The organism is uncultured Ruegeria sp. (genome assembly GCF_947497005.1).
GTDB lineage: Bacteria > Pseudomonadota > Alphaproteobacteria > Rhodobacterales > Rhodobacteraceae > Ruegeria.
The window spans coordinates 21,054-47,965 of record NZ_CANMFF010000013.1; the positions used below are offsets into that span (position 1 = coordinate 21,054).

The 26,912-nt window shown below is 55.3% G+C and carries 23 protein-coding genes and 1 pseudogene; 15 read left to right on the plus strand and 9 right to left on the minus strand.

The features are described from left to right. Positions 1 to 7: 7 nt before the first annotated feature. Both Q0816_RS17540 and Q0816_RS17545 read left to right on the plus strand, forming a co-directional pair. Positions 8 to 2,149, plus strand: a complete 2,142-nt coding sequence (locus Q0816_RS17540) for a bifunctional rhamnulose-1-phosphate aldolase/short-chain dehydrogenase (RefSeq protein WP_298852999.1) — start codon at positions 8 to 10, stop codon at positions 2,147 to 2,149. An 11-nt stretch (positions 2,150 to 2,160) separates the two neighbouring features. Then, complete coding sequence (locus Q0816_RS17545) at positions 2,161 to 3,390, plus strand: L-rhamnose isomerase (RefSeq protein WP_298853000.1); 1,230 nt, start codon at positions 2,161 to 2,163, stop codon at positions 3,388 to 3,390. Positions 3,391 to 3,674: 284 nt separating this feature from the next. On the opposite strand, the gene Q0816_RS17550 is transcribed toward Q0816_RS17545, so the two are convergent. The 4 genes from Q0816_RS17550 to Q0816_RS17565 are packed head-to-tail and all read right to left on the minus strand — an operon-like array spanning position 3,675 to position 9,226. Next, positions 3,675 to 4,523: an ABC transporter six-transmembrane domain-containing protein gene (locus tag Q0816_RS17550; RefSeq protein ID WP_298853002.1), complete on the minus strand. Its 849-nt coding sequence runs from the start codon at positions 4,521 to 4,523 to the stop codon at positions 3,675 to 3,677. A 6-nt stretch (positions 4,524 to 4,529) separates the two neighbouring features. After that, entirely contained in the window at positions 4,530 to 4,949 is a 420-nt protein-coding gene (locus tag Q0816_RS17555; protein ID WP_298853003.1) for a DUF2141 domain-containing protein, read from the minus strand. Next, positions 4,946 to 8,074, minus strand: coding sequence for an efflux RND transporter permease subunit (locus Q0816_RS17560; protein ID WP_298853004.1), 3,129 nt, complete (start codon positions 8,072 to 8,074; stop codon positions 4,946 to 4,948). The genes Q0816_RS17555 and Q0816_RS17560 overlap by 4 nt, the downstream gene beginning before the upstream one ends. 3 nt (positions 8,075 to 8,077) lie before the next feature. Beyond that, positions 8,078 to 9,226 carry an efflux RND transporter periplasmic adaptor subunit gene (locus tag Q0816_RS17565; RefSeq protein WP_298853007.1) on the minus strand — a complete coding sequence of 383 codons (1,149 nt, stop codon included), beginning with the start codon at positions 9,224 to 9,226 and terminating at the stop codon, positions 8,078 to 8,080. Positions 9,227 to 9,326: 100 nt separating this feature from the next. Here Q0816_RS17565 and Q0816_RS17570 point away from each other — a divergent pair, with 100 nt between their 5' ends. Further along, positions 9,327 to 9,944, plus strand: a complete 618-nt coding sequence (locus tag Q0816_RS17570; protein ID WP_298853009.1) for a TetR/AcrR family transcriptional regulator — start codon at positions 9,327 to 9,329, stop codon at positions 9,942 to 9,944. Between the two features lie 233 nt (positions 9,945 to 10,177). On the opposite strand, the gene Q0816_RS17575 is transcribed toward Q0816_RS17570, so the two are convergent. After that, on the minus strand, positions 10,178 to 11,140 hold the full coding sequence (locus Q0816_RS17575) for a MurR/RpiR family transcriptional regulator (RefSeq protein ID WP_298853011.1): 963 nt from the start codon (positions 11,138 to 11,140) through the stop codon (positions 10,178 to 10,180). Positions 11,141 to 11,304: 164 nt separating this feature from the next. On the opposite strand from Q0816_RS17575, the gene Q0816_RS17580 reads away from it, so the two are divergent. The 7 genes from Q0816_RS17580 (at position 11,305) to Q0816_RS17610 (ending at position 18,148) form a co-directional block, all read left to right on the plus strand. Continuing rightward, complete coding sequence (locus Q0816_RS17580) at positions 11,305 to 11,823, plus strand: TRAP transporter small permease (RefSeq protein ID WP_298853013.1); 519 nt, start codon at positions 11,305 to 11,307, stop codon at positions 11,821 to 11,823. Next, positions 11,820 to 13,103 (plus strand): TRAP transporter large permease, encoded by a 1,284-nt coding sequence (locus Q0816_RS17585; RefSeq protein ID WP_298853015.1) that lies wholly within the window; start codon positions 11,820 to 11,822, stop codon positions 13,101 to 13,103. Before Q0816_RS17580 ends, Q0816_RS17585 begins: the two co-directional genes overlap by 4 nt. A gap of 36 nt (positions 13,104 to 13,139) precedes the next feature. Then, a complete protein-coding gene (locus tag Q0816_RS17590; RefSeq protein ID WP_298853017.1) occupies positions 13,140 to 14,180 on the plus strand; it encodes a DctP family TRAP transporter solute-binding subunit in 1,041 nt (346 codons plus the stop codon). 88 nt (positions 14,181 to 14,268) lie between these two features. Next, positions 14,269 to 15,735, plus strand: coding sequence for a M81 family metallopeptidase (locus Q0816_RS17595; RefSeq protein WP_298853019.1), 1,467 nt, complete (start codon positions 14,269 to 14,271; stop codon positions 15,733 to 15,735). Further along, on the plus strand, positions 15,732 to 16,787 hold the full coding sequence (locus Q0816_RS17600; protein ID WP_298853021.1) for a D-TA family PLP-dependent enzyme: 1,056 nt from the start codon (positions 15,732 to 15,734) through the stop codon (positions 16,785 to 16,787). The genes Q0816_RS17595 and Q0816_RS17600 overlap by 4 nt, the downstream gene beginning before the upstream one ends. A 56-nt stretch (positions 16,788 to 16,843) precedes the next feature. Then, positions 16,844 to 17,731 (plus strand): sugar kinase, encoded by an 888-nt coding sequence (locus Q0816_RS17605; RefSeq protein ID WP_298853023.1) that lies wholly within the window; start codon positions 16,844 to 16,846, stop codon positions 17,729 to 17,731. Between the two features lie 18 nt (positions 17,732 to 17,749). Continuing rightward, positions 17,750 to 18,148, plus strand: a complete 399-nt coding sequence (locus tag Q0816_RS17610) for a RidA family protein (RefSeq protein ID WP_298853025.1) — start codon at positions 17,750 to 17,752, stop codon at positions 18,146 to 18,148. Between the two features lie 290 nt (positions 18,149 to 18,438). Here Q0816_RS17610 and Q0816_RS17615 read toward each other — a convergent pair whose 3' ends face one another. Continuing rightward, positions 18,439 to 19,911 (minus strand): trimethylamine methyltransferase family protein, encoded by a 1,473-nt coding sequence (locus Q0816_RS17615; RefSeq protein ID WP_367180530.1) that lies wholly within the window; start codon positions 19,909 to 19,911, stop codon positions 18,439 to 18,441. A 292-nt stretch (positions 19,912 to 20,203) separates the two neighbouring features. On the opposite strand from Q0816_RS17615, the gene Q0816_RS17620 reads away from it, so the two are divergent. From Q0816_RS17620 to Q0816_RS17640, 5 genes and pseudogenes are all read left to right on the plus strand, one after another. Then, on the plus strand, positions 20,204 to 21,076 hold the full coding sequence (locus Q0816_RS17620; protein ID WP_298853026.1) for a LysR substrate-binding domain-containing protein: 873 nt from the start codon (positions 20,204 to 20,206) through the stop codon (positions 21,074 to 21,076). A 71-nt stretch (positions 21,077 to 21,147) separates the two neighbouring features. Then, the gene (locus Q0816_RS17625; RefSeq protein ID WP_298853028.1) at positions 21,148 to 21,684 is read left to right on the plus strand and encodes a dihydrofolate reductase family protein; all 537 of its coding nucleotides are present in this window, start codon (positions 21,148 to 21,150) and stop codon (positions 21,682 to 21,684) included. After that, the gene (locus tag Q0816_RS17630) at positions 21,681 to 21,851 is read left to right on the plus strand and encodes a DUF2950 family protein (protein WP_298853030.1); all 171 of its coding nucleotides are present in this window, start codon (positions 21,681 to 21,683) and stop codon (positions 21,849 to 21,851) included. Before Q0816_RS17625 ends, Q0816_RS17630 begins: the two co-directional genes overlap by 4 nt. 573 nt (positions 21,852 to 22,424) lie before the next feature. Then, positions 22,425 to 23,219 (plus strand): RNA 2'-phosphotransferase, encoded by a 795-nt coding sequence (locus Q0816_RS17635; protein WP_298853031.1) that lies wholly within the window; start codon positions 22,425 to 22,427, stop codon positions 23,217 to 23,219. Between the two features lie 153 nt (positions 23,220 to 23,372). Then, positions 23,373 to 23,558: pseudogene (locus tag Q0816_RS17640) on the plus strand (transposase); the annotation flags it as partial. A 184-nt stretch (positions 23,559 to 23,742) separates the two neighbouring features. Here Q0816_RS17640 and Q0816_RS17645 read toward each other — a convergent pair. The 3 genes from Q0816_RS17645 to Q0816_RS17655 all read right to left on the minus strand — a co-directional run bounded on the left by Q0816_RS17645 (position 23,743) and on the right by Q0816_RS17655 (position 26,875). Beyond that, positions 23,743 to 24,738 carry an Ldh family oxidoreductase gene (locus Q0816_RS17645; RefSeq protein ID WP_298853033.1) on the minus strand — a complete coding sequence of 332 codons (996 nt, stop codon included), beginning with the start codon at positions 24,736 to 24,738 and terminating at the stop codon, positions 23,743 to 23,745. Positions 24,739 to 24,822: 84 nt separating this feature from the next. Next, entirely contained in the window at positions 24,823 to 25,392 is a 570-nt protein-coding gene (locus Q0816_RS17650; RefSeq protein ID WP_298853035.1) for a sarcosine oxidase subunit gamma, read from the minus strand. Further along, positions 25,385 to 26,875: a glycine cleavage T C-terminal barrel domain-containing protein gene (locus Q0816_RS17655; protein WP_367180531.1), complete on the minus strand. Its 1,491-nt coding sequence runs from the start codon at positions 26,873 to 26,875 to the stop codon at positions 25,385 to 25,387. Before Q0816_RS17655 ends, Q0816_RS17650 begins: the two co-directional genes overlap by 8 nt. Positions 26,876 to 26,912: the final 37 nt, after the last annotated feature.

The window sequence follows — 26,912 nt, forward strand, 5'->3', positions numbered from 1 at the left end:
AAACGCGATGGTGCAGTACCGACCGCTGCATCGTGAGGAGGGCAGAACGTTGAAATCCATCGAAAATCAGCTTCTTGAGAACCGCTGGGATGACGCTGTGGCAGGAGGCATGTCCGAATCGGAACTGCTTCTCTATCGCTCCAACACGCTGGGATCGGATAAGCGCGTCACAAACTATGGCGGTGGCAATACTTCTGCGAAGGTCATGGAAACCGACCCACTGTCCGGCAAAGAGGTCGAGGTGCTCTGGGTCAAGGGTTCCGGCAGTGACATCGGGTCCATGAAGCTTGACGGCTTCGCCACGCTATACATGGACAAGCTGAACGCGCTGAAGGGGCTTTATCGCGGGGTCGAGTTTGAAGATGAAATGGTCGGCTATTTGCCCCACTGCACCTTCAAACTGAACCCGTGCGCGGCCTCAATTGACACGCCTTTGCACGCCTATGTGCCGCGCAAACATGTCGATCACGTCCACGCCGACGCGATTATTGCGATCGCAGCGTCGAAGAATTCGAAGGAGCTGACCCAGGAAATTTTCGGTGACCGGATCGGTTGGCTGCCGTGGAAACGGCCGGGGTATGAACTGGGCCTGTGGCTTGAAAAGTTCTGCCTGGAAAATCCGGATGCCGATGGCGTTGTCCTTGAAAGTCACGGATTGTTCACATGGGCTGACACGGCGAAAGACTGCTATTACAGCACCATCGACGTGATCAACGTCGCGACCAAGTGGTTGGCCGAAAAGACCGCCGATGTTCCGGCCTTTGGCGGAGCGGTCCACGAGAGCCACGCCCCGGAAGGTAGGCGGGCCGTTGCCGCCCGGCTGATGCCCGCGATCCGTGGCTTTGTCAGTGGCAACCAGCACATGGTCGGGCATTTCAACGACAGCGACTCGGTGCTTGAGTTTGTGAATTCTAAGGACATGGAGGCGCTGGCGGCCCTTGGTACGTCCTGCCCCGACCATTTCCTGCGCACAAAGATCCGGCCTTTGGTCGCCGGCTTCGACCCGGCCCAGGACAACATCGACGCAGTGCTCGAAGGCCTGCCCGCGCAAGTCGCGGCCTATCGTGAGGACTACACGGCCTACTACAACCGTTGCAAACACGATAACTCGCCTGCGCTTAGGGACCCCAACGCGGTTGTCTACCTGATCCCCGGGGTCGGCATGATCACCTTTGCCAAGGACAAGGGCACAGCCCGCATTTCCGGCGAATTCTACGTCAACGCGATCAATGTTATGCGCGGGGCAAGTGCCGTCAGCGAATACTGCGGCCTGCCAGAGCAGGAAGCTTTTGACATTGAATACTGGCTTTTGGAAGAAGCCAAGTTGCAGCGCATGCCGAAACCAAAATCGCTGGTTGGTCGCGTCGCGCTGGTCACCGGCGGCGGCGGTGGCATAGGGTCGGCAACGGCAGAACGTTTCTTGTCCGAGGGCGCCTGTGTCATGCTGGCCGACGTCAATCCCGAAAGCCTCACCGCGACGGAAGGGGTCCTGACCCAGCAGTTCGGCAAGGACGTCGTGTGCACCGTCCTGATGGACGTCACGGATGAAAATGCCGTGGCCCACGCGTTGGCTGAAGCATCCGTCGAATTTGGCGGCATCGACATCCTTGTCTCGAACGCCGGGATCGCATCCTCTGCCCCGGTTGAGGAAACGTCCCTCGACCTTTGGAACAAGAACATGGACATCTTGTCCACGGGGTATTTCCTCGTCAGCCGGGAAACTTTCAAGATCATGCGGGTGCAGGACATGGGCGGATCTATCGTTTTCGTAGCCTCGAAAAACGGGCTTGCCGCCTCGCCCAATGCCGCGGCCTATTGCACGGCGAAGGCCTCGGAAATCCACTTGGCCCGTTGCCTTGCGCTGGAAGGCGCTGAGGCCGGGATCAGGGTGAACGTTGTGAACCCGGATGCGGTGTTGCGGGGTTCCAAGATCTGGGAAGGCGATTGGCTGGATCAGCGGGCTTCGACCTACGGCACGGACAAGGAGGGGCTGGAAGAGATGTACCGCAACCGATCCATGCTGAAACGCTCAGTCCTGCCGGAAGATATCGCTGAGGCCTGTTATTTCTTCGCCGCCGAGATTTCGGCCAAATCCACGGGCAACATTCTGAACGTTGATGCGGGCAACGTTCAGGCCTTCACGCGATAGGGAGACGGTCCATGAGCTATGAGAGCGCCAAAGCGCAATTCGCTGACTGGGGCGTCGACACTGATGCTGCGATCAAGGCTCTGAAGGACATCCCGATTTCCGTTCACTGTTGGCAAGGCGATGACGTGGTCGGGTTCGAAAACCAGACCGGCACCTCGGGCGGGGGCATTCAGGCAACCGGAAACCATCCGGGCCGAGCCCGCAATCCCGACGAACTGCGGGCGGATCTTGAGTTTGCCTATGCAAAAATCCCCGGGTCACATCGGTTGAACCTGCACGCGATGTACATGGACACAGACGATACCCCGGACCGGGATGAGATCGAGTACCGCCATTTCGCGCCATGGGTCGACTGGGCCAAAGGCATCGGCATCGGGCTGGATTTCAACCCGACCTTCTTTGCCCATAAAAAGGCCGACGACAACCTGACGTTGGCGCACCCCGACAAGGGCATCAGGGACTTTTGGATCGAACATGGGAAACGCACGCGGGACATTGCGGCGCAGATGGGAGCCGCGCTTGGTTCACCCTGCATCAACAACATTTGGGTTCCGGATGGGTTCAAGGATCTTCCTATCGACCGTATGGCGGCACGGACCCGGCTTGAGGCCTCGCTCGACACCATGATGGCCGAGGCGAAAACGGATATGCTGGATGCGGTCGAATCCAAGCTTTTTGGCATCGGGGTCGAGGCCTGCACGGTGGGCAGCCATGAGTTCTACATGGGCTATGCGATCCGCAACAAGACACTGCTGTGCCTCGACATGGGGCACTTCCACCCGACCGAGAATATCGCCGACAAACTGAGCGCCGTGGCCCTGTCTCTGGATGAGCTTCTGCTGCACGTGTCGCGTCCTGTGCGTTGGGACAGCGACCATGTGATCATGCTGAACGATGACATCCTGGCGATGGCACATGAACTGGTCAGCGGCGACCTGTTGGGCAAGACCCATATCGGGCTTGATTTCTTCGACGCCACGATCAGTCGTACGGCCGCTTGGGTGATCGGCACGCGCAACATGCAAAAGGCGCTTCTACAGGCGCTTCTGAGGCCCTGGGATCGCTTGCGAGCGGCGGAGGACGCGCTGGATTTCACAAGCCGGTTTGTTGTGACAGAGGAACTGAAGGACCTGCCCTACGGAGCGGTGTGGTCTGAATTTTGCGCCAGAAACGGCGCGCCTACAGGTACTGAGCTGATCACTGAGCTTGACGCTTATCAGGCCACTGTAGCGGGTCGCTGAGGCACGGTCCAATTTTGTGGAAAGTCTCCGTCTGGACAATCTATGTTGGAAAGAAGGCCAAGATTGCATTCGAAAGAAAGCGGTCGTTGCGCCGGTTACCATTGAGCGGCCGCATTGTCCGCACACTTCCCGTTCACCAATGGCTCGAATTTGCTCCCGTAGCGAACGGTCGGAATGCGGGTTACGATCACAGCATCGAGGCTAGGTGGTGAATGTCTCTTATGGGCCGACTTATTCTTGATAGACCAATACCATTCCAATCAGTGAATGGTTTGGCATTCTGATCAACTGCTCTGCAATCGGACCGTGATTTCGGACAGCCGAGACCAGGATTGGAATGTGACTGGCAGAGCAAGCGCGGCTTCAGCAAACTCCCATGAATAGCTGACAATCGAAAAGATCATTCCCGGTGTCGCATCCAAGTTTTGCGTTGCGAACCACAGGTTGAACAGGATCAGACCGATCAACAAAACGAAGATCACGCCGTACAGAATGGCTTCGGTATCCGAGAGCTTTACTTCGAACCGACGCAGTTTTTTCAAGTGGGCAAGCACCGGGCGGTCGCGGCGCTGCTCCAGTACGCTGACCTGATGCTCCATTTGCTCGTTCAGCGCACGGTTCCAGCGCCAAAACGTCGAATGAAACAGGGCGTAGACGGATATCATTCCGACAAGAACCCCGCAGGCTGACAATGCCAGTGCCGGCGAGAAGTAGAACAGCAAAACTGCCGATACGACGAATTGCACGACCCCCGAAATTGCCGAAGGCAGGATCTCCTCCAGAAAGTCGGCCAGTTCACGCCCCATTCCGATCCGGGCGTTCAGAGTTGAAATTGGCAGGTTCGAAAACCGCGCGGCAAGCGCCTTGCCCAGTTCGACGCGGATCGTTCCGTAGACACGCGTGTCGTAAATCCGCCGGATCACACCGATCAGTGTGAGGGCGACCATGAGCGTGCCTAAATGCACAAGGGGCTGAAACTCTCTGCTCAATAGTCCATCTATGGCGAAGCCGATAAACAGCGGGATCAACACAGTTAATGCCGTTTCCGCCAGGATCAGAAACCAGGTGATTCCGACCCGCCACCGAAACACGTTCAGCAACGTGCCTATTGTCAGTTTTCTGCCCCTTAGCATGCAACATCACTGATCATAGTGGATACGAACGCGGACATCGCCCGGCCAGACCGAGGCGGCCGTGAAATCAGGCTCATCCTGAGGGTTTGGAGCACCGGTTGATCCGAGACCTTCCAACAGTTTCGTTGCAGTCATGTTCAGGTCTTCATCCTTGTTTTCGTCATGAAACAACAGCACTGCATATGGGCCTTCGTTCAGGTCAGCAAACTCGTGGCTGACGCTGCCCTTGCGTGACGGTACCTGGACGTAGTCAATGGCGCTCCAGACATCCAAACTGTCAAAGCCGCGCGCATCATCAAACACAAGGATCACGATGTTTCCTTTGGCATTGCGAATGCCATCCACGGTCACGTTCAGACCATCGGCAGCGGCAGGCGTCGCCAGCGCCATCAGGGCGAAGGCGGGGGCCAGAAGGGTCCTTGTCATAGCTTTGTTCTTTCTTCAGAGGGCTGCGGAAGGGGTGGCTTGAAAACGGCGAGAACATCCTCGGTGATGGCGATCAGCACAGGCACCAGTAGCAGCATGAGGGCTGTGCCGAACAGTTCCCCAAAAGCCAGAGAGATTGCCGCAGGGATCAGATACTGCGCTTGTTCAGAGGTTTCGGTCAGCAAAGGCAGTAAACCGATCACCGTTGTCGCGGTGGTCAGAAAGATCGCCTTGAAACGTCCGATGCCTGCGCTGTTCAGCGCCAGATTCACGGGCCGACCTTCCTCGCGCGCCTGATTGTAGCGGGTGATCATGACCAGACTGTCGTTCACAATTACACCGGTCAGAGCCAGCATGCCGAAGAACGAAAACAGCGACAGAGAGACACCCATGATCAGGTGCCCGACCGCAGCCGCGATAAAACCAAAGGGCACTATGGCCAGAATGACGAAGGGCTGCCAATAGCTTTTCAGTGGCACGGCCATCAGGACATAAATCAGCACAGCCGCAAGCAGCAACGCACGTTTCAGGCCATCGCTGATATCGGCCATCTCTTCCAGTTCACCGGCGGGCAGGACTGTTACGCTTGGGTATTTGGCGCGGAAGTTCGGGACCAGTTGTTCAAATACCGCCTGTCCAACCTCTTCGGGTGCGATGCGATCGCGGTTGATGGACGCGGCCACGAGGTTCATACGCTTGCCGTCGCGGCGATCGATGGTGTCAGAGGTGTACGCGCCTTCGATTTCGGCAACCGTTTCGAGCGGCACCCAAGCGCCAGACGCGCTGCGCAACTGGGTTTGCATCAGATCGGCGAGCGTATCGCGGTTTTCCCGCGCGTTCTGCACGACCACGCGGACTTCGGACCCATCACGCCGGACCTTGGTCACCTCGGCCCCGCCAAACCCATAGCCAATCTGTCTGGCCAGGGCCTCGGCGTTGAACCCAAGGTGCCGCGCGTCCGGGCGCAGGCGGAGTTTCAGTTCGGGTTGGCCGCCCGCCAGCCCATCCCGAACATTCGCCACGCCTTCGATACTCGACAGAAAGTCTTTCATTTCGGCGCTGGCTTGTTGCAGCAGGTCTTCGTCCCTTGACGCCAGTCGAATGCGGAACCCCCCGGCAAGTGTCTCTGACCCTGTGAACTCCAACTCGGTCGCGCCTTCGACCTCACCGACCCGGTCGCGCCATTCGCGGACAACGGAGAGGATCGGGACATCCGGGCGCTCGGCCACCGGAATCATCTCCGCATATACTTGTGCGCTACCTGCGCTGTTTATGATTGTGAACACCGTCGGAACGGGCGGCGTGGCCATGCCTGCGTTATCGGCAAGCTCTGCGTTCAGATCCTTCAGAACGCGTTCAATCCGGTTCACGTTCGAGCGGGTCAGCGCGAAAGGCGCACGGGCGTCCATTTCAAGGTTCATGGTGATGACTTGCCCGGGTACTTCGGGGAAGAATACGGTCCTGACCTTGCCTTTGTACATCAGGCCAAGCCCCAGCGTTGCAGCGGCAATGAACAGGATCAGGACGGCGTAGCGCTGGCGCACTGCTGCAAGGAGCATCGGTTGGTAAATGTGGTCCCGGACCCAATACAACCCACCTTGAGCCGCGTCCTGGACCCGACCCCAGAGCCGGGTCAGCAGATAGCTGCGCTCTTGCCGCATCGCCACCTGTGCCAAGTGGGCGGGCAGAATGAGTTTGCTTTCGATAAGCGAGAAGATCAGCGTCAGGATCACGATACCAGAGAACCCGGCCAGCACTTTGCCCAACGGGTTGTCGATCAGCAGCATTGGAGCGAAAGCCGCAATTGTGGTCAGCACGCCAAAGACGGTGGCGACGGCCACGCGATGCACGCCACGTTCCGTGTCTTTGATCGGCTCTTTACCCTTGCGGCGTTCTTCGAAAACGCTTTCGCCGACCACAACGGCGTCATCGACCAGAATACCCAAGGCGATGATCAGGCCAAAAGTCGTCACATCGTTCAGCGAATAATCCACCCATTTCGAGCCCGAGACCGCAATCGCCCCCATGACCGAAACGGGAATGCCCATAGCGACCCAGAAGGCCAAGCGCACGTTCAAGAACACCGACAGCATCAAAGTCACAAGGATCAACCCCTGCACTCCATTCGACCGCAACAGCGCCAGACGATCCGAGATATAGCCAGCGCTGTCCCCCCAGACCTCGACTTGAACCTGCGACGGCAACTGGCGGTCGAACTCATCAACCGTGCTGCGCACAACATCACTGATTTCCAGCAGGTTCTCTTTCTGCCCGACCAGAACCTCCATCCCGACGGTTGGTTTGCCGTTCAGGCGGAACAGGTATTCGCCGTCCTGAAATGCGTCTTCGATTTTGGCGATGTCGCCCAAAGGCACAAAGGACCCGTCGTCGCGTTCAATGATCGGCAGGGCCGCGTATTCAGGCGTGTATTTTGCCCGATCATCAGCCCGCAGATAGATCGTGCCGCCCTCGGTCTGCAGGCGACCTGCCTGAAATGACAACGAATTCCCTTCGATGGCGCGGGTCACATCCGACACGGTCAGACCATAGTGGCGCAGCAGCGCCGGATCGATTTCGATGCGCAATTCCCGCGGGATCAGACCCCAAATCTGCAGTCGTGACAGTTCTGGTTGTGCCAACAACTCTTCCTTGAGGCGTTGTGCCAGGCTCTGCAACGTGGCCGGGTCCGTTTCGCCATAAAGGTTCAGATAGAGCGCCGGAAAATTAAACCCCGAAGCTTCGATCACCGGTCGGCGCGCGGTTTCAGGCAGATCGGTCAACCCGTCGATCCGAATGCGCACCCGGTCCAGAACGGCCTGCAGTTTCTGACCACCCGCACGGCGGACTGTGACCACGCTCAGGTCGTTTCGCGACTGCGAGGTGACACTGCGCACCCCTTCCAGTCCCTCAAGCGCCTGCTCGACCTTCTGCGTCACCAGTTCGTCGACCTGCTCCGCTGTTGCGTCAGGGAACTCGATCGCGATTGTGACGCTTTCCGGCGGAATGCGCGGGAAGCCTTCGATCCTGATGTTCAGCAGCGTCTGCACCCCGAGGAGCAGGATCAGCGCCATCATCAGATTGGCTGCGACTGGATTACGGATAAACCAGGATGTCAGCGCTTGCATAGCTCAGCCCTCATTCGTTTGCGGTGTCACGCGCTGACCCGGCAGAAATGAAGCCAGCGGTGTTCTGGCCACGCGCCACGGGCCGGTCCCATCGGGGGCTACGATTGTGACTGTACCTTCCCTGCGGAACAGGATGTTCGGGCTGAGCCTTTGCAAGTGGTCCTCATCATCCACCAACCAGATGTACCCCGCACGGGTCAGGGCGCTTTCCGGCAGGGTCACGGTGTCTGCAATCCGGCGTCCGGGAATATGAACCCGCAGGAAATCTCCGGCGAGAATGCCTTCACCGGGGTTTTTGATGTCCAAAAAGACGCGCACTTGCCGTGTGTTTTGGTCCAGAAACCCTCCTCCACGTCGGACTTGAGCCTGCCCTAAGGATCCGCCCGAGCGCTGTATCAGATCAGCAGTGGCGCCAGAAATCGGGTGATCCAAAAGCGCCCAATCCGCCTGACTGAACTCTGCAACCAGCTCGAATTGCCAGTCGTCCGAGAGGTGTATCAGGGCATCGCCCGGGTTGACCGTCTGGCCAAGGCTGGCGAAGCGATGGGTGACAAATCCCGAAAACGGGGCAACAACTTCCGCGTCCTTCAGCTCATTGCGCGCTGCGTTCAGGCGTGCCTGCGCCGCCGCAACGGTTTTTTCGGCGATGCGCAATTGCGGCAGGTTCACAGCCAGCTCGTTTGGCGGTTCTGTTTCATCCCGTTCGAACTGTCGTCGTGCAACGGTTACGTTGTTCTGCGCGCGCAATAATGCCAGTTCCGCTTGCTCAAGCTCCATCTCGGCCGTAGCAACAGCACTTTGATAAGGTGCATTTTCGATTGAAAACAAAGGATCGCCCCGTTCCACCTGTGTGCCGGCCAAAGCGGCAGCATGCACTGCGGTTATGCGCCCGGACACGGCAGATCGTAGCTCGGCGTCCCACCGAGGGAGCACTTCGGCAAACGCCGAAACCCGCGCCTGCGCGGTTTCCGGGGCAACACTGACGACAGAGACGGTCGGTGGCGGAGGTGAGGTGTTTGTTGCCTGAACAGCAATTGTATCTTCGGTGTCAAACAACAGGACGACGATTGCGACAAACAGTGCCAGCGATAGTCCAATCCAGAGCCATCGTCGGGCTGGCCTTTGCTTAGTGTCCAGGGTTTTGTCCGTCATAGTCCTGTCTTTCCCGTGCCGCCGAATCCATTGCGCCTTGTGGTATGCGGTAAAGTGTCATATATTATGAACGATCGTTCGTTCAATATGAAAAAATAAAATGTCCGAAGACACCAAAAAGCCGGGTTCAATCCGGGAAAAGGCAACAGCCAAGCGTCGCAACCAGATTCTGGAGGCCGCGGTGATGTGTTTCCTTGAGCGCGGCTATCATCAGACTGGTGTCCGCGATATCGCAACGCGGGCGGGCGTGAGCCTTGGAAACCTCTATAACCATTTTCGCGGAAAACATGACGTGCTTGTGGAAATCGCAATGCTTGAACGCCGCGAGATGGAACCGTTTTTGAAAATCCTGAACTCAAATACGCCCGCTCCCAAAGTGTTGAAAAAGTTCATCAGGGCCTACGCCAAATACCTGGCTGCGCCGGAAAATGTTATTCTCACGTTGGAGATTTCGAGTGAAGCCGTTCGACAACCGGACATCGCGCGGCTGTTTGTCGAGAACCGCTCCAGCTTGACTGACGCTCTGGAGACGGTTGTTAGACGAGGGATTACAGACGGTGATTTGCGCGCTGTTCCTGATCCGCTTCAGGCGTCACAGCTGGTGATAGAGGTTCTGGAAGGCAGCGCATACCGTAGTGTGCTGTCAGAAATACCAATGACCAGGGTCATTGGGTGTACTGAAGATTTTATTCTGAATTCCCTGCTGATGCGTCAGTGATACCTGTTTTGCGTGTTGACTTAGAACTCATGAAAGTCTGCTAAGCAGAAGCCGCACCGCAGCATTCGGGCGGACAGCCAAGTTCCGCTTTGGGCCGTGCATGATGGCGAGGCGGCCAGTGGTTTCGCTTGATGCTGCGCTGCCCCCAAGGTTATCGGAAAACCCATTTTGACCGGTGCTGCGGGCTGCACCAATGTCTGGTCTGCTCTGATCTGAAGTTAATCGTTCTTAGATTAGTCACCCAAAGGCTGTGGGCCAGTTCTTCCGTGGTAAGCCGTCAACGATGCTCGAATTCGCCGCAGATTCTCTTTTGTTTCACCGGTCATCTCCTGCGCCACGGTCATGGCTAATGCATCTACAATGGCGAGGTGGGCATATCGCGAGGCTGTAGGCTTGTAAATGTCACTGTCCTCAGGCAATTCCGTGAGAAGAGCAATTTTGGATATGTCGGATAGCCTCGTATTGGGCTTTGTGATGCAGATTGTGGTGGCGCCATAACCATTGGCGACTTCGGTCGCACTAACGATTGCGTCGGCTTCACCACTCGCCGAAACAAGGAAGAGTACGTCTTCGGTTCCGAGCGCGGCGGCACGCATCTGTAGGACATAGCTGTCATTCACAAAGAATGATGGAATCCCAAGTCTAAAAAAACGGTTAGAAGCTTCCTGGGCGACGAGCGATGAGCCCCCACCTATTCCTGAGAACAGGATTTGTCGTCGACCCAGGCAGGCGTTCTTCGCTTCTTCGAGTTTTGCCGTATCGATTTGACCGCGCATTACGTCCAAGGTCGCAAACAAAGCCCCAAGGACTTGGTCAATCGCGGTATCTGCGTCAGGGCTTTCGTCATTGGCGTTTCTATACAGATATTGTGCGCTTACAGCGACATTTTGAGCCAAGCGGAGTTTGAAATCTCGAAATCCCTCACAGCCGAGGCTGCGGCAGAACCGAACCACGGTTGGCTTGCTGACCGAGCAGCGTTGCGCGAGATCCCCGATGGTCATGGCGCTGATTTCGTTGAGGTGGTCCTTTACGTAATCGGCGACCTTCTGCTCCTGAACTGCCAGTTTAGTTTCTGAATTGTGCAGTGCCGGAATCAAATCGACTGCTCCAATTCTGCCTTTAAGTGGAGGGGCACTACCATCTGATACGGGGCGAGATTCGTTCGGCAAGTTGGTAATTTCCTTATGACTGGTCATGAAACTTAGTTACATAAATTGATGTATATGGGCAAGAAGTTCGTCATGAAATCCCCTATTTGCGGTGTAAAGAGAAACTAAGTTACATTTTGTCGTTGATATTTCACCAAGTATCACGCATTGTGTAACCAAGTTACAGATTCGGATCCTGGGGAGGAATACGAATGTCGGACTGGTTCGCCAGCGCAAGTTCAAGGATAAACTCAGTCGTTGAAGGCATTGTCGCAGCTTTGATGCTGTCTCTGGTTCTGGATGTCTGGCTTGGCGTTATTGACCGTTATTATTTCCACTGGCAACTCCCGTGGCCAGAAGTGTTGGCCCGCTATTTGATGATCTGGGCCGCGCTGCTCGCGGTTTCATCTGGTATTGCGCGCAGAGATCACATCGGTCTCACGGCATTCGTCATGATGCTCCCAATTCGCTTACGGCGAGCTCTTCTTATCGCGATGGATGTATTGGCGTTGGCTTTGTTTTTGTATGTTGCGTTCTTTGGGATCAGTTTCGTGGAAAGCGGAGCGCCAAGGCAAGCAATGATATTTGGGGCAAGCCTTGCACCGTTCTACGCGGCCATTCCCGTCGCAGCGGCCTTGTCATCTGTGCAGCTGATACTTGTCCTGTTTCGTGACTTGGGTACGCACATTGACGAACCGCCCTTTGCCGTAAAGGCGGAGGAAACACTGTGATTGTCGCAATCGTATTTGTTGCACTCATTCTGTGTGGAATGCCTATTGGTTTTGCTATTGGCCTTGCCGGCGTTGTTGGGTTGATCGATATGGGAGGAACGCAGTTTCTTGCGATTGGTCCCAGTAAGATATTCAACGGCCTCAACATCTTTCCCTTTCTCGCCATGCCGTTCTTCATTCTGGCCGGTGAGATCATGAATGATATCGGTATCACCAGTCGTTTGGTGAAACTTGCGCAGGTTTTGGTCGGACGGTTTCGGGGTGGGCTGGCCCATACTAACATGTTGGCGTCAGTGTTCTTTGCCGGATTAACAGGCTCGGCGACAGCGGACGCGGCGGCCTTTGGCCGGACGCTTGTGCCAGCAATGGTGAAAGAGGGCTACAAACGCGACTATGCCTGCGCGGTCACGGCCGCGGGGTCCATCATCGGCCCGACCATTCCGCCATCGGGGCTAATGGTTGTCTACGGGTCGCTAATGGGCGTTTCCATTGCAGGCCTGTTCGCAGCCGGAGTTCTGCCAGGCCTAGTGATCTGCATGGTCTGCATGGCGGTGATCGCAATTGGCGGCAAACGGGAAAACCTACCCAAAGCGTTGCGCGGAGCGACCCCGCGCGAGATCTGGGATACGTTCGTTTCCTCTCTGACCGCCCTGGCAATGCCTGTGATCATTTTGGGTGGCATCTTGGGCGGTATCGTCACCCCGACGGAGGCAGCATCGATTGCTGTGGCCTATGCCATGTTTATCGGGGTTTTCGTCTATCGTTCGCTGACCTTCAAAGGTTTCTACGCGATGCTGGTGCGTACCGCGCGCATCACCGGGGTAATTTTCGTAATAATCGCCTTTGCCGGAATCCTCGGTTGGTGGATGAGCTTTGAACGCATTCCGCAACTGATTGCCGAAACCGTTCTGGGTCTTTCTGACAACCGCTATGCTGTAATCGCGATCATCATTGGTTTGCTGCTGGTAGTCGGTATGGTGATGGATATCACAGCCATTCTGATCATCCTTGCCCCTGTCCTTGTACCGTTGACAGAGCAAGTCGGACTGGAGCCGATCCACGCCGGCATCATATTTGTGCTGGCTCTGAACATCTCATTGATGACGCCGCCGGTGGGTGCCTGCCTGTTTGTTCTATCCTCCGTGACCGGCGAAAAGCTGGAACGGATTTCAATCAAACTGTTCCCGTTTCTAATAGCAGAAATTGCGATCCTTTTCGTCTTTGCTTTCTGGGAGAACGCAGCGCTGTGGCTTCCCCGGATGTTGGGCTTTGCCCAGTAGTTTCGCCACAAAAACCAAATCAACAGGAGAAGTATCATGAAAAAAATTCTGACAGGTGCGGCGCTGACTGCGACCATGCTTGCTAGCAGCGCATTGGCTGAAGGTGGGGTGATAAAATTTGGCCACGACAACAAAACTGACCCGTTTGAAAACCCAGCTCATGCCTGCACGGCTGTCTTTGCAAATCTTGTAAACTCGGGCACCAATGGTAGTGTTTCTGTTGAGGTCTTCGGGTCCAACCAATTGGGTTCCGCAGCAGAACACGTTCAACAGATGCGGGACGGGATCATTCAGGCAACCCTGACCTCAACTGGTGCCTTGGCCAGCTACTACCCGCGTATCGACGTGCTGAACCTGCCCTTTGCATTTAACGGCAACGCATCAACTTACAAGGTCTTTGATGGCGAGTTCGGTGAGGCACTGGCCGCTGATATCGAGGCAGAGTTGAGCGATGTGGTGGTTCTGGGCTTCCCGGACACCGGTGGTTTCTTTGCGGTAACCAACTCGCAACGCCCCATCGCAGACTTGAAGGATTTTGATGGCATTCGCATTCGCACAATGACCTTGCCGTCACATCAGAAGATCATTCAGGCGTTGGGTGCGGAAGCCTATCCACTGTCCTGGGGTGAAGTGTATTCCGGGCTGCAAACCGGAGTGATTGACGGTCAGATGAATCCTGTACCGATCATCTCATTCGCTAATTTTGCAGAGGTTCAGCAATACATGACGCTGACCAATCACCTGTTCTCACCCTACACCTTCATGATGAATCGTGCCTTTTATGAAAGCCTGTCAGAGGCAGAGCAAGCGACGATCCGCACAGCCGCTGAAAACTGCGTTACGGCCAGCCGTGGCTTGTCGCGTATCATTGAGGCGTCAGATCGCGGCCTTGCGGGCTTGATGGATCAGATTGAGGTCACTGCTCTAACTGACGAACAGCGAAGCTCCATGGCAGCTGCAACGCAGCCTGCATTTGAAGCACATGTTCAGGAAAACCTTGATGAAAAGTCGGCCGAGCTTCTAGCAAGCTTCAAGGCCGCGGTAGAGAACGCCAATAACGCGTCCTACCTCGATTGATCCTCCCTGACTGCTGGAACCAACTGGCAGCACAACTCGTCGGAGACCAACTTTTGGTCTCCGACCCAAGCAACAAATTGGATTGAACATGCGGGTCTTCTGTGCGTCCCTCGCAACCGAAACGAATACCTTTTCTCCCCTGCGTACGGACTTTTCCGATTTTGAGCAGAGCTTTTATGCACCTCCAGGCAAGCACCCCGTAACCCCAACGCTTTGCAGTGCAGTATTTCCTGCATTGAGGAAAAGGGCGCAGTCGAATGAGCTGGAGTTGATTGAGGGAACCGCTGCATGGGCAGAGCCCGGTGGGTTGTTGAATCGCGAGACATGGGCACGCTTGAAACAAGAGGTGCTGGATCAGGTAACGACTGCTATGCCCTTGGACGGCGTTGTCCTAGGCCTGCATGGAGCGATGATCTCCGAGGATTGTCTGGATTGCGAAGGCGAATTGATCGAAGCAATTCGAGCAATTGTCGGGCCGGAATCTGTCATCGGAGCGAGCTTCGATCCTCACAGCCACCTCAGCGACAGACGAGTAGCCAACGCTGACGTGATCACTGTGTTCAAAGAGTTTCCACATACTGATTTTGTCGAAGCAGGAGAGGCCTGCGTCGACCTGACGTTGCGAACTATCAAAGGCGAAATCCGGCCCGTCACTTCGGTTTTTGACGTGCGCATGTTGGATATTCTGCCGACCAGTCAGGAACCCATGCGCGGATTTGTCGATCTACTGAAGCATATGGAGGCAAATGGTGAGGTTCTCTCTGCTTCCGTCATTCATGGGTTCATGGCAGGGGATTCCCCCGACCTTGGTGCCAAGATCGTCGTACTGACCGACAATGACCAGACCAAGGCAGATCGCATTGCTCAGAGACTGGGGGCTGAGTTGTTCTCTTTTCGCGGGCAGACAAAGCCGAACTATCTGACCCCCACTGAGGCATTGTGTGAGGCTCAGAAAACTGCGCGCGGACCAGTGGTCGTAGCGGACGTTTGGGACAATCCCGGTGGAGGCGTAGCAGGGGATTCAACGCTCATTATTGAAGAAGCTATTGCTCAGAAACTCACATCCGTTGCATTCGGCACGATTTGGGATCCTATGGCGGTTCGCCTTTGCCATGCAGCCGGTGAAGGTGCAGTGTTCGACCTTCGCTTTGGCGGTAAGACATCAGCTCTGGCGGGGAAGCCAATTGACGCTACGGTTACGGTGGTTCGCAACCAGCGCAATGCGGTTCAGAGTTTTGGTGCATCCGTTGTTCCGATGGGAGACTGCTCTGTCATACGTTTGGGTGGGATCGAGGTTGTTCTGAATTCAAACCGAAGTCAGGCATTTTCGCCAGACCTGTTCACCAACCTCGGCATCGATATCACTGACAAGAAGATACTGGTCGTAAAGTCCACAAACCACTTCCACGGCGCGTTCTCCGACGTCGCTTCTGAGATTATCTATGCCGCCGTCGAAGGCCCCTATCCGAATGATCCCACCAAAACACATTACAAGAACCTGACACGTCCAATTTGGCCCATCGTCAAAAACCCTCACAAGGAGGTTGTGGAATGATTTTTGCCGGTATCGACACACCGGCTGTCCTGGTCGATCTAGATATTGCCGAAGCAAACATCGACCGCTTTCAACAGCATTGTGCGAAACACGGACTCAGCGTTCGACCGCACATCAAAACCCACAAACTTCCTATGCTGGCGCGACTGCAGCTAGAGGCTGGTGCAATTGGCATAACATGCCAGAAAGTGAGTGAGGCCGAGGCAATGATTGCTGACGGCGGCATTGATGACGTGCTGATTACTTTTAACATTCTCGGCGACGCCAAACTGGCGCGATTGCGCACCCTCTCCGAAAAGGTGAGCCTTTCTGTTGTCGCGGACAACGAAGAAACTGTAGACGGGTTAGCGCGGTTCTTTGCGGATGCTCCAAACCCGCTCGGAGTGTTGGTTGAATGTGACACAGGCGCGGAACGATGTGGCGTAACCACGCCTGAGCAGGCAAGGGATCTCGCGCGCTACATCGATGCCCAGCCGGGCGTCTCGTTTCTCGGCCTTATGACCTATCCGCCTGTAGAACAGGAGGCGAAGGTACAGGAATGGCTCACCCAGGCCAAACATGAAATCGAAGAGGTCGGGCTGCCTGTACGCGTCGTTTCCCATGGTGGTTCGCCGGGCATGTGGCAAGCGCAGGATGCTCCCGTTGCAACCGAATACAGGATTGGCACTTACATCTATAACGACCGTTCATTGCAGGCACGGGGTGTTTGCACCTGGGAGGACTGTGCATTGAGCGTTCTTGCCACGGTGATCTCGGTCCCGGCAAACAATCGTGCCGTTATCGATGCGGGATCAAAGGTGCTGACCTCTGACCTGTTGGGACTGGAAGGCCATGGATACGTGATTGGTCGGCCGGATATTTTGGTTCAGGGCCTGTCCGAGGAGCACGGCGTGCTGGTGGCAGATAAAATCGACCTGAAAGTTGGCGAGCGTGTCCGGATCGTTCCCAATCATGCCTGTGTCGTCACTAACATGGTGGACCAGATTGAAACCATTCGTGGAGATCACGCGTTGGGACAAGTTCCCGTCGCGGCACGTGGCAAAGTTCAATAGCTGACGCAAACACTGCCCATAGTTTCTGAAGGCGACGGGTATCAATAAGGTGCACTATGGCTGACCTCATATGTTTGGGAGAGCCCCTCTTCGAGTTGACCGCTTGCCCGAATGGCTCGTTCAAAGGCGGGTTCGGTGGCGATGTCTCTAACGTTGCTGTGGCTGCTGCAAGACAAGGGACAAACGTCGCTTTGATCGCATGCATCGGAGGTGATCATTTCGGTGAGAAACTCAGGGGTTTGTGGTCCCGAGAAGGCGTAAACCACGAACATGTGCAGTCCGCTTTAGGCGAAGATACCGGGCTATACTTTGTCTTTCATGATGAACGTGGGCACCATTTTGTTTATCGTAGGAAAGGCTCTGCCGCGAGCCGGATGCTGCCTGCTCAGGTTCCAGATGATGTGATCCTCAATGCCCGGATGTTCTATACTTCTGGGATCAGCTTGGGGGTAAGTCCTGAGTTAAAGTCAGCAACCCAACATGCAATCCAAACCGCGCAAGCGTCAGGTATTCAAATTGCCTTCGACCCCAATTTACGCACGGCTCTATGGCCGTTGGACAAGGCGCGACAGATAACCCACGAAGCAATGCGCAAGTGCAGCATTGTCTTGCCAGGGCTCGATGATGCCCGCCAATTGACGGGTCTTCACAGCCCTGAGGAAATCATCAGCTTCTACCATGATCTGGGTCCTGAAGTTGTTGCTCTTTCACTTGGCGCGGACGGCGTTTCTGTGTCTGAGGGGCAAGGCATACACACTATCTCCGGTGTAGTGGTTCGAGCGGTTGACGCCACCGGTGCCGGAGATTGTTTCAACGGAATATTCCTGTCTGCCTACCTGAAAAGCAAAGATGTCCTGAAATCAGCTGAGCTCGCGAACCGGGGAGCAGCCCTATCAACCACGGGCTATGGCGCCGTGGATCCAATTCCTTACGGAAAACCCTAACAGAAGGAAGGCACTTCAATGATTGAGAAAAAGATCGCGCGTTTGGGCGATGACAGAACTGGAGCAGGCGGGCAACCGCTTCCCTTTGCACCTGCGGTAAGAGCCGGAGATTTTGTGTTCATTTCCGGACAGGTTGCGATGAAAGAAAACGGCGAAATCGAAGCGGGCGGTATTGAAGCGCAAACCCGGAAAACGATGGAGAACCTGATGGCGGCTCTGGCGCTGGCTGACTGCACCCTGGATGACATCGCAAAAGTCGGTGTCTGGCTGGATGATCCACGCGACTTTTGGACGTTCAACCGGGTCTATGCGAGCTATTTTCCCAACGGAGGCCCAGCACGCTCCACGGTTCGTTCACAAATCATGGTAGACGCCAAGGTCGAGATTGACGCGGTCGTATACAAACCGCTTGGCTAATTCTCACGATCCTCGCACCAATTGCGTAGAGCTGGCGTTCTTCGCCAGCCCATTTTCTTAAAGTTGAATAGAGCAACATTCTAGCAGGGCTTTTCTGTGACGTTCTAGGGTAATATGGACGTTAATGTTTTAAAAGGTAATGGCCGTTAGTCCTGCGTTACAGCCGTTAACTTCTCGAAATTGCTGCGCCGCGCGTGAATGGCCGATTTCGGGATGCCGGGGTTGCCAGATTTGGCGTGCGCTGAATGTCCGGAATGGGCCGCGCTCTACAGCAACTCGCAACGATCGTCTTACTCGTGGGTGCGAAGTTTCGTTGGATTGTAGATAGGGAGTGCTGCGATGGTTGCTTGCGTGTTCAGGCCGCCGCCTGACATGGTCAGCTTCGTTCCAACGGCCAGTCCTGGAACAACATGCGCAAGGGCAAGGGATTTACCCATCCGGTGTGAGTAGCAGGGGCTGTTGATTACGCCGACAGGTTCACCATCCAGTGACAGCGTTTCACCACCGGGCACCATGTCGGGGTGATCTATGTCCAAGCACACATTGTTTACTTTTTCGGCCCCCTTTGCCGCCACGACAGCTGCTTTTCCGCGATAATCGGCCTTGGTTGTGCTGACGGTGAAGCCGAGGCCGACCTCCCATGGAGTATTCTCCGCGGTCATGTCATAGCCGTAAAACAACAGCCCGGCTTCGATACGCACCTTGTCCAGAGCAGCAAAGGAACAGGGCATGACGCCCACCTGCACGAGCTTGCCCCAGATGTCCGTGATCACCGTTCCATCTGCAAAAATCTCATAACCACGTTCGCCAGAATAGCCGGTGCGCGAGATGCGGCAGGGATGGTCAAAAAGTGTTGCCGGTGTGTGATCGAAATAAGCCAATTCGGCCAGGTCGATATCCGTGTGGGCGTTCAGGATCTCCAAAGAAGCAGGGCCATGCACCGAAAGGTCATGCAGATCGTCGATAAAGTTGATCTGGACGTCGCGCCCTGCCGCTGAGGCTTCCAGCAGCGCCATGGTGTCGCCGGAGCAGTGCACAATCATCCATTCATTGTCGCCATTGTTCGACACGATGGCATCGTCGGCGATCCTGCCCTGATCGATCAGAGCGCAGAGGTAGGCTGCCTTGGCCCCTGTAAAGATCGCTGGAGAGACGCATACGCACTGACCCGCATTTGCATAGATGTGGAGTGCCGACGACATGGTGTCATCGAACACCAGCGGCGAATTGACGTTGATATTGGCTTGCATCACGGCGTCGCGCTCCATCACATCGTGCCCAAAGACCAATCGCGCCATTTCGATACTGTCCTGCGCGCGGTCTGGCGCGGTGACCGATCCCATAAAGGGCTTGGTCGACATAGTGAGGTGGGCCGACACCATATCCAGATGTCGCTTGTTCACGGGTACATCCGTCGGCTCAACTACGGTTCCACGTGAATGATGCAGGGCAGGGGAGCTGTAAGTGAGTTTCACAACGTTACGGAAATCTTCGAGCGTTGCGTATCGCCTGCCCTTGGACAGATCGCTGACAAAGGGCGACCCGTATCCCGGCATCAGAACAACGTTGTCGCCGCCAAGGGTCACAGTTTTGGCCGGATCCTGGCTGTGCAGTCTGAATTCGGGCGGTGCCGTGGCACAAAGCGCGCGCGCATGGCCCGGTTCAAAACGGACGCGCTCCCCGTCGACACGGGCGCCGGGCGCGGCAAACAATTCGAGCGCTTCGTGATCGCCCCGGAATTCGACGCCTATCTTTGTTAGAATCTAGTCCGCCTGGTCTTCGATCCGCGTCAAGACCGCGTCGTTCAGCAATTCGTGTGCAAGTATCTTTCGCGTCGTGAACGGAGCGCCTGGGGACATCGTGTCAAGACACGACGACCGATCACAACGGGACCGGCTGCGGCGCACTGTCGGTATTTGCGTTTCCATGGTGACGTTCAAAGCACTCAAATGCGTAGCTCCAAATTATCTGTTCCCTGACAGGATTGGTGGTTCGTGCGTGTTTGGAAATGAAGAATTCTGGCCGTCGCGTTCAAATGTTTTATACAACAGGGATATGCGCCATCACTTTCATCATCACGATCTCCTGCGGCTGTTCGCCGAGATTGCCCGACATCCAAGTTTCTCGGACGCTGCCGCAGCGCTGAACATGACCAAGGGCGCGATCAGTTATCAGATTAAGACGCTTGAATCTGACCTGGGGATGGTCCTGTTCCGCCGAACGACGCATGGTGTTACCCTGACGGAGGAAGGGCTGAAACTGTTGGTGGCATGCCAGTCTAGGTATGAAGAAATTGAAGCCGGTATTCTGGAGTTGAAGGGGAGAACCTCGCGATCCCTGACCGTTGGCGTGTCGACCTATTTTGCGGCGCGCTGGCTTTCTCCGCGCCTGATGACGTTCATGCAACGCCACCCGGATGTGCAGTTGCGCATTCAGCCGATGATCCAGTTTTCTAATCACGAGATGCAGGATGTTGATCTGGCGATCAGATGGGGAAAAGGGGATTGGAGCGAGGGCAAGGTGACCCCGTTCATGCCATTGCCGCCCTATCCCGTTGGAAATGCCTCCGTGGTTCGAATAGTTGCGGAGTTGGGAATGGATGTCGCCATATCACAGCTTACGTTTCTTAGGGATCGGGACAACGGCAACGCCTGGTCCGAATGGCTGATCTCCGCACATTTGCCTCAGCATGTGCGTCAAGATGTGTTGATCGTCCTCGACCCCAATGTTCGCGTGCAAGCCGTCATCGACGGGCAGGGCATCGCCTTGATGGATGACCTCGTGTCTGCTGATCTAGAGGCGCAACGGCTGTTCCGGTTGTCCGACATCGAACTGCCCGACTACGGATACTTTCTTGTTCAGCCACATAACACCGTTGCGACGGAGGCCGTGGCCGCCTTCTCGGAATGGCTGACCAACCAATCCTGACCACATTTGGCTGTAACATCATCGACTCGATTTTTATGCGGCGTATAACATAGAGTCACGGAGACACCGATATGACAACCGGACACATCATGATGGCCATGAGCCTGGACGGTTTTGTTGCAAGACCCGACCACTCGCTCGACTGGCTGAACAAGCAAGCGACACAGGGCGAAGATCACGGCTTTGCCGCGTTTCAGGGCCGCATGGATGTGATCATCATGGGATCCGGTTCGCTTCGTACCGTGCTGGGTTTCGGAGACTGGCCGTATACTATTCCCTGCATCGTGATGAGCCGCACAATGACTGACGAAGATATTCCGGAGGATCTGCGCGGCAGGGTCGAGGTTTCAAAACTTGAGCCCAAAGCCCTGATGGGCTCGCTGGATAAGCGTGGTTTGAAACGGGCATATGTCGATGGCGGCGCGGTTATTCGATCATTTATTCAGGCGGGTCTTGTCGAGGAAATGAAAATAACCGTCGTCCCGATCCTTCTCGGCGACGGCATTCGGATATTTGACTCCAATGACACGGACATTGATCTGGAGCTGGTGACGTCGACCCCATTCCCGTCCGGGCTAGTGGACCTTGAATACAAGGTGAAACGATGACCAAGGTTGCGCCCGTTGCCTACCCCTATTATGTCGGGGATCACTTCGTTGCAGGACATGCCTTGCTGGCAATAACGGTAGAATACGGAGAAACTGGTATTCATTCCTTTCTGGTTGGCGAAAACGGCATAGTTTATAAGGCAGATTTTGGTCCGGAGACACTCTGAATTGTAGCTGAAATTTCTGCCTATGATCCAGACACGAATTGGTGGTCACTGGTCGAGTATTATTTGGATTGATAGTGGCGCTTAAGCTCTGAGAATTGCTGAGGCCACTATTTATGGTTCGTGTGACAAGCTTCAGTTCGATGGTTACGTGTATTGAACAGGTTCAGCCTGGTTCGCTCTTGCAACACCCATTGTGACTGCGAGCAAATTGCCCATCTTACGATTTGTTCCATTCTTCTGCCTTCATACGTTTAGACTGAATAACCGGAAAGTCCGCAAAGCCGTCATTGGCACCATTCTTGGAAGCCTGTTCCGCCAACTTTGATACAGGAAGGGCAGGGAGGCAATGTCTGCATTGAGCCCTGAGCCGTCATTTCTGATCCGACAGGTCGCTGCGTACGCATTCGGCAGGTCGCAGCCCAAAGCGGACAGGCTTAACCTATCTGCGATCGACTCTGGCGGGGTTCCTTGGTGTCAACGCATCTGCCCTCCGCTATCTGGTGGATACAGGTCATCTGAAACTGTTTTGAGCGCGTCATCCGGTGTCCCGGAAGTCGGTGCAGGTGGTGTCGTATGACGCCGTCGATCAGTTTATTGAGCGCTATGTTCCTGCAAAGCACTATGCTGAGTTTCTTGGGGGCAGCACGCGGAAAGTCGGCGACCAACTCACAATTGAGCGAGTTCCGTTTATCCAAATGCCGGAAGAGTGTGGTGGACGCATATTCAGGCGGAGTGAGGTGCTCTTCGGCATGGAAGAACTGGCCAATCGCCTGCCGCTCTCGCATGATGAAATTGCCTGGCCGGAGTTGTGAAGGTGTTGAGATGAGCAGAGAAAGCAAATTTCTGAGTCTGGTGCTTCGGCACAAACCTGAAGAGATCGGTCTCCAGCTTGATAAGCACGGGTGGGCCCGTGTTGATGATTTGCTGCGGAAACTGAAAAAAGCCAATCGCAAGCTAAGCCGCGACGAACTCACTCAGCTTGTCGAGAGTAACGATAAGAAACGCTTCACCCTGTCTGATGATGGCCAGCGCATCAGAGCAGCTCAGGGCCATTCAGTTGATGTGGATCTGGGACTAGAACCTCAATGTCCGCCGGACGAACTATACAACGGCACGGCCAGCGCAAATTTGGATGCGATATTTTCCGACGGGTTGAACCCCGGACGCCGCAAGCAGGTTCATCTTTCGCTGGACCCGGATACAGCTGAACGCGTTGGGCAACGACACGGAAGACCCATCGTATTGCGTGTTGATGCGCAACGCATGTTCGAGGACGGTTTTGAATTCTTTTGTGCCGACAATGGCGTTTGGCTCACTGACAAAGTGCCGGCGATTTACTTAGGGTTCGGCAGAATCGCAGAGCAGTAGCTGAGCTGTAAAACTTCAGACTTGATCTGACTGACACCTCAGCTTGTGGGACTGAGAATGGGTTGCTGGCTGTCCGATATCTCGGAATGAAATAGTCTTGGAAATCCGGACAGTTGGCTAGGGTGTATCCCGTACCTTTTGGAGGGATACGAGATGGTGAAACGCCGGAAGTTTAAAGATCAGTTCAAAGCCAAGGTCGCGCTTGAGGCGCTGCGTGACGACAAGACGATCCAGGAGATCGCAGCGCGGCAACAGGTGCATCCGAACCAGGTGAGCACATGGAAGCGCCAGGCAGTCGAAGGCATGGCGGATGTGTTCGCTCGGGGCGGCAAACCTGACGGCCCGAGCGAAGCGGAGGTAAAAGAGCTGCACGCCGAGATCGGGAGGTTGGTCGTCGAGAACGGTTTTTTTTGTCGCAAGGCCAACAACAAGAAGGATATCGCAGCAGTCATGGCAAGTGTTGCGCTCGGTGACGAGAACGGATGCGAAGCCGTTTGTGAGCATCCTTGCTTATCCGATTGTCTCACTTTAGTGCATGAGTATTTTCGAGAAGCGCCGTGTTCACCAGACGCATTTGATCTGAAATTCTCATGCGGTGGCGTCTTTGGCCGGGGAGGCGAGCGCCATCGGCCGCTTCAAACTTGCGTAAGAATTTTTCGCTATGGGTTTGCCAATCGCGTCCCGCGAGCAGATCTGGTGACAAAGCCAAGAAAATCTCCCCTCCGCGAGGATGGCCACCATCACCGTTGTCGGCTTCAGCAGCCTCATAGCTAAAGCGCTCCCCGATCGCACCTGCGGCCAGTAACTCAACCATGAGAGCGATAGCTGATCCTTTGTGACCGCCAAACGGAAGGAGTACCCCATCCAAAATAGCGTTCGGATCGGTCGTATCGTTTCCCTCTTTGTCCAGGCATGTCCCCGATGGCACGGCATGCCCATCCCTTGCCGCTATTTTTACGTCACCGATCGCCATTGACGCCGTCGCCATGTCAAAAACAACAGGTGGCTTGTTCAAACGTGACCAGGCGAATGCCATCGGATTGGTACCAAATAACGGTTGTCTCGATCCATAAGGTCCGACCGCAGGTGTGTAATTCACGCAGGCCAGACCCACCAACCCGTGATCGGCCAGAGCTTCAACTTCAGGCCATAGCGCGGCAAAATGGTGAGAATGAGTAAGTGCCATAACCGCAACACCCAATTGTTTTGCGGCTTTGGCAAGCTTCGGAATACCCCGTTCGATGGCCAGCGGCGCGTACCCGTTGTCCCCATTTGCGGAAATGATGGCGGGAGTTCGGTTAAAAATTTTGGGCACTGCCGCTCCGTTCACCTTGCCGCTTCGCAATGACGCAACATATCCGGGAATGCGAATCAGCCCATGGGAAACTGAGCCATCTCTTTCGGCAGTCGTTACCGTGCGCGCAAGTGCGTTTGCGTTGTCGGCATCACACCCATTCCGCTCAAAAACCGAGCGGGCGAGGTCTTCAATTTCATCCAGACGCAGTTCGACGGTTTCCATATCGGCCCCCTCAAAAATTCAGCGTGGTTAGAACCACAAATTGAAAATTGACCCCGCCCGTTGGGCGAGACCATTCAAGATCACTTATTCGGCGATAATCTCAATTCCGTAGGGCATCGCGTTTTCGCAGATGGCTTCCCACACCGTTTCTGCCCAGCTAACCGGGACATAGATCTCGAATGCGTTGTCACCGACGCATTGGATCAGCTCGCCCACATGATGAATGCCGGATTGCAAAAACCGCCCTTCGGGAAAGGCATCATCTGAGACGTCGACCGCAATCAGCTGCGAAAGAACATCCCGAGACTTACGTCCCGAAAGCGAGATCACCGTCCGAGCGTGCGATAGATCAAGCGTCGCGAGATCTGCGGACATGTAGTCAGACAGATTCCCGGTATTTTCGATGAGGATTTTGTCGGGCGCAATTCGCCATGTGGTTCGGCCCTTTGCCATTGACGCAAGAGAATAGCTTCCAAGCCCGCCAAGACCGAGATCCGACAGGACCTTGATAGCCGCGGTCTCAAACTCCTGCCACCCGGCGATCTGCCACAGATCGCGCACAGGGCGCTCGCCCAGCGTAATGCCGGTGTCGCCCTGTGCGCCGAGGCGGCCTGCTTGAAGCTTTGTGTTAAGGGAGGATTTTAGCTCAAGCATTTTGCCGCTCTCCTTTCGGATCAAAGAAGTGGTGCGACACCACCTTTGCAGTCAGTGTCTCATCGCCAACGAAGTTCACCACACGGACAGTTTCACCTTTCCGGGATGAGCCGTTTTTCAACAGGGCAAGGGCGATGTTTTTTCCCAGAGCAGGCGAGTAGGTGGTGGAAGAGACTCGCCCATCGCCATGCCCCTTTGTCTCCCCCGTCTCCGGGAAGAGAATGGAACCGGATTTGGTACCCGTAGCACCGTCGATTTCAAGACCAACCAAGGTCGGACGTTCCGGATCTTTCAAGACCGGACGTTTCCGCAAGATCAAGCCAACAAACGGCTTCTTCGATGATGCAAACGCTTCGAGGCCAAGATCCTTCGTCGTTGTCCGGCCTTCAAGTTCGGGCCCGGCAACGTGCCCTTTTTCGATCCTCAGCGCGCTCATGGATTCCGTGCCGTAAGGCTTGATCCGATACTTCTGGCTTTGTTCATGAAGAGTTTCCCAAACTGCGCGAGCATAGCCCGACGGGATGTACACTTCATAAGCCAGCTCACCAGAATACGGCATCCGGTGAATTCGGACCTCGACCCCATCAAGCTTGGCATAAGTAAAGTGATTGTTGGGCAGTGCTTCACGGCTCAGATCAGCACCCTTGAAGACGTTCGACAACAAGTCGCGGGATTTTGGGCCTGCCACAGCGATGGCAGCCCATTGATCCGTTACAGTGGTCACATGGACTTTCAGGTCTTTCCAGGCGGTTTGCAGAAGATGTTCCGAAAAAGCCGGGACCTTTGCGGCATTCGCTATGGTGGTCGACATGAAGTAGTCATGTTCACCCAAACGCGCCGTGGCCCCGTCGTCCATGACGAAACCGTCTTCACGCAACATCACGCCGTAGCGCAAGCGTCCGACCTGCAATGTCTTCCATCCGTTGACATACATCCGGTTCAGGAATTCAGCAGCGTCGGGGCCTTGAACAGCGATTTTTCCGAGGGTCGAGACATCAACCATCCCAACATTCTCGCGCACATGAGTTGCTTCGCGAATATAGGCCTCGTCGAGACCTTCGCCTGCCTCCGCGTAGTACCAAGGCCGCATCCAGGCCCCGGCTTCGGTTATCTTGGCGCCATTCTCGACATGCCAGTGGTGTATTGGCGAAAGCCGCGTTGGCTGGAAGTGCTTTCCATGTTCGTGGCCAACCAAAGAAGCCATTGAGATCGGAGTAAACGGAGGCCGGAAGGTTGTGGTTCCGACTTCTGGGATTTTCTTTCCCCGAAGCTCTGACATACGCGCCAGCGCATTGACGTTAGAAAGCTTGCCTTGGTCGGTCGCCATCCCCGTCGTAGTGTACCGTTTCAGGTGCTCAACCGATACATAGCCTTCGAGGTGGGCCTGGTCGATGTCGCTGATTTTGACGTCATGCTGGAAGTCGACAAAGGCTTTGCCCTGACATTTTCCATTGGTGCCGACGACTGCCCAGATCGGTTCGATGCCTCGTTGCCAGTACCCATTTTGGCCATGAGAACAT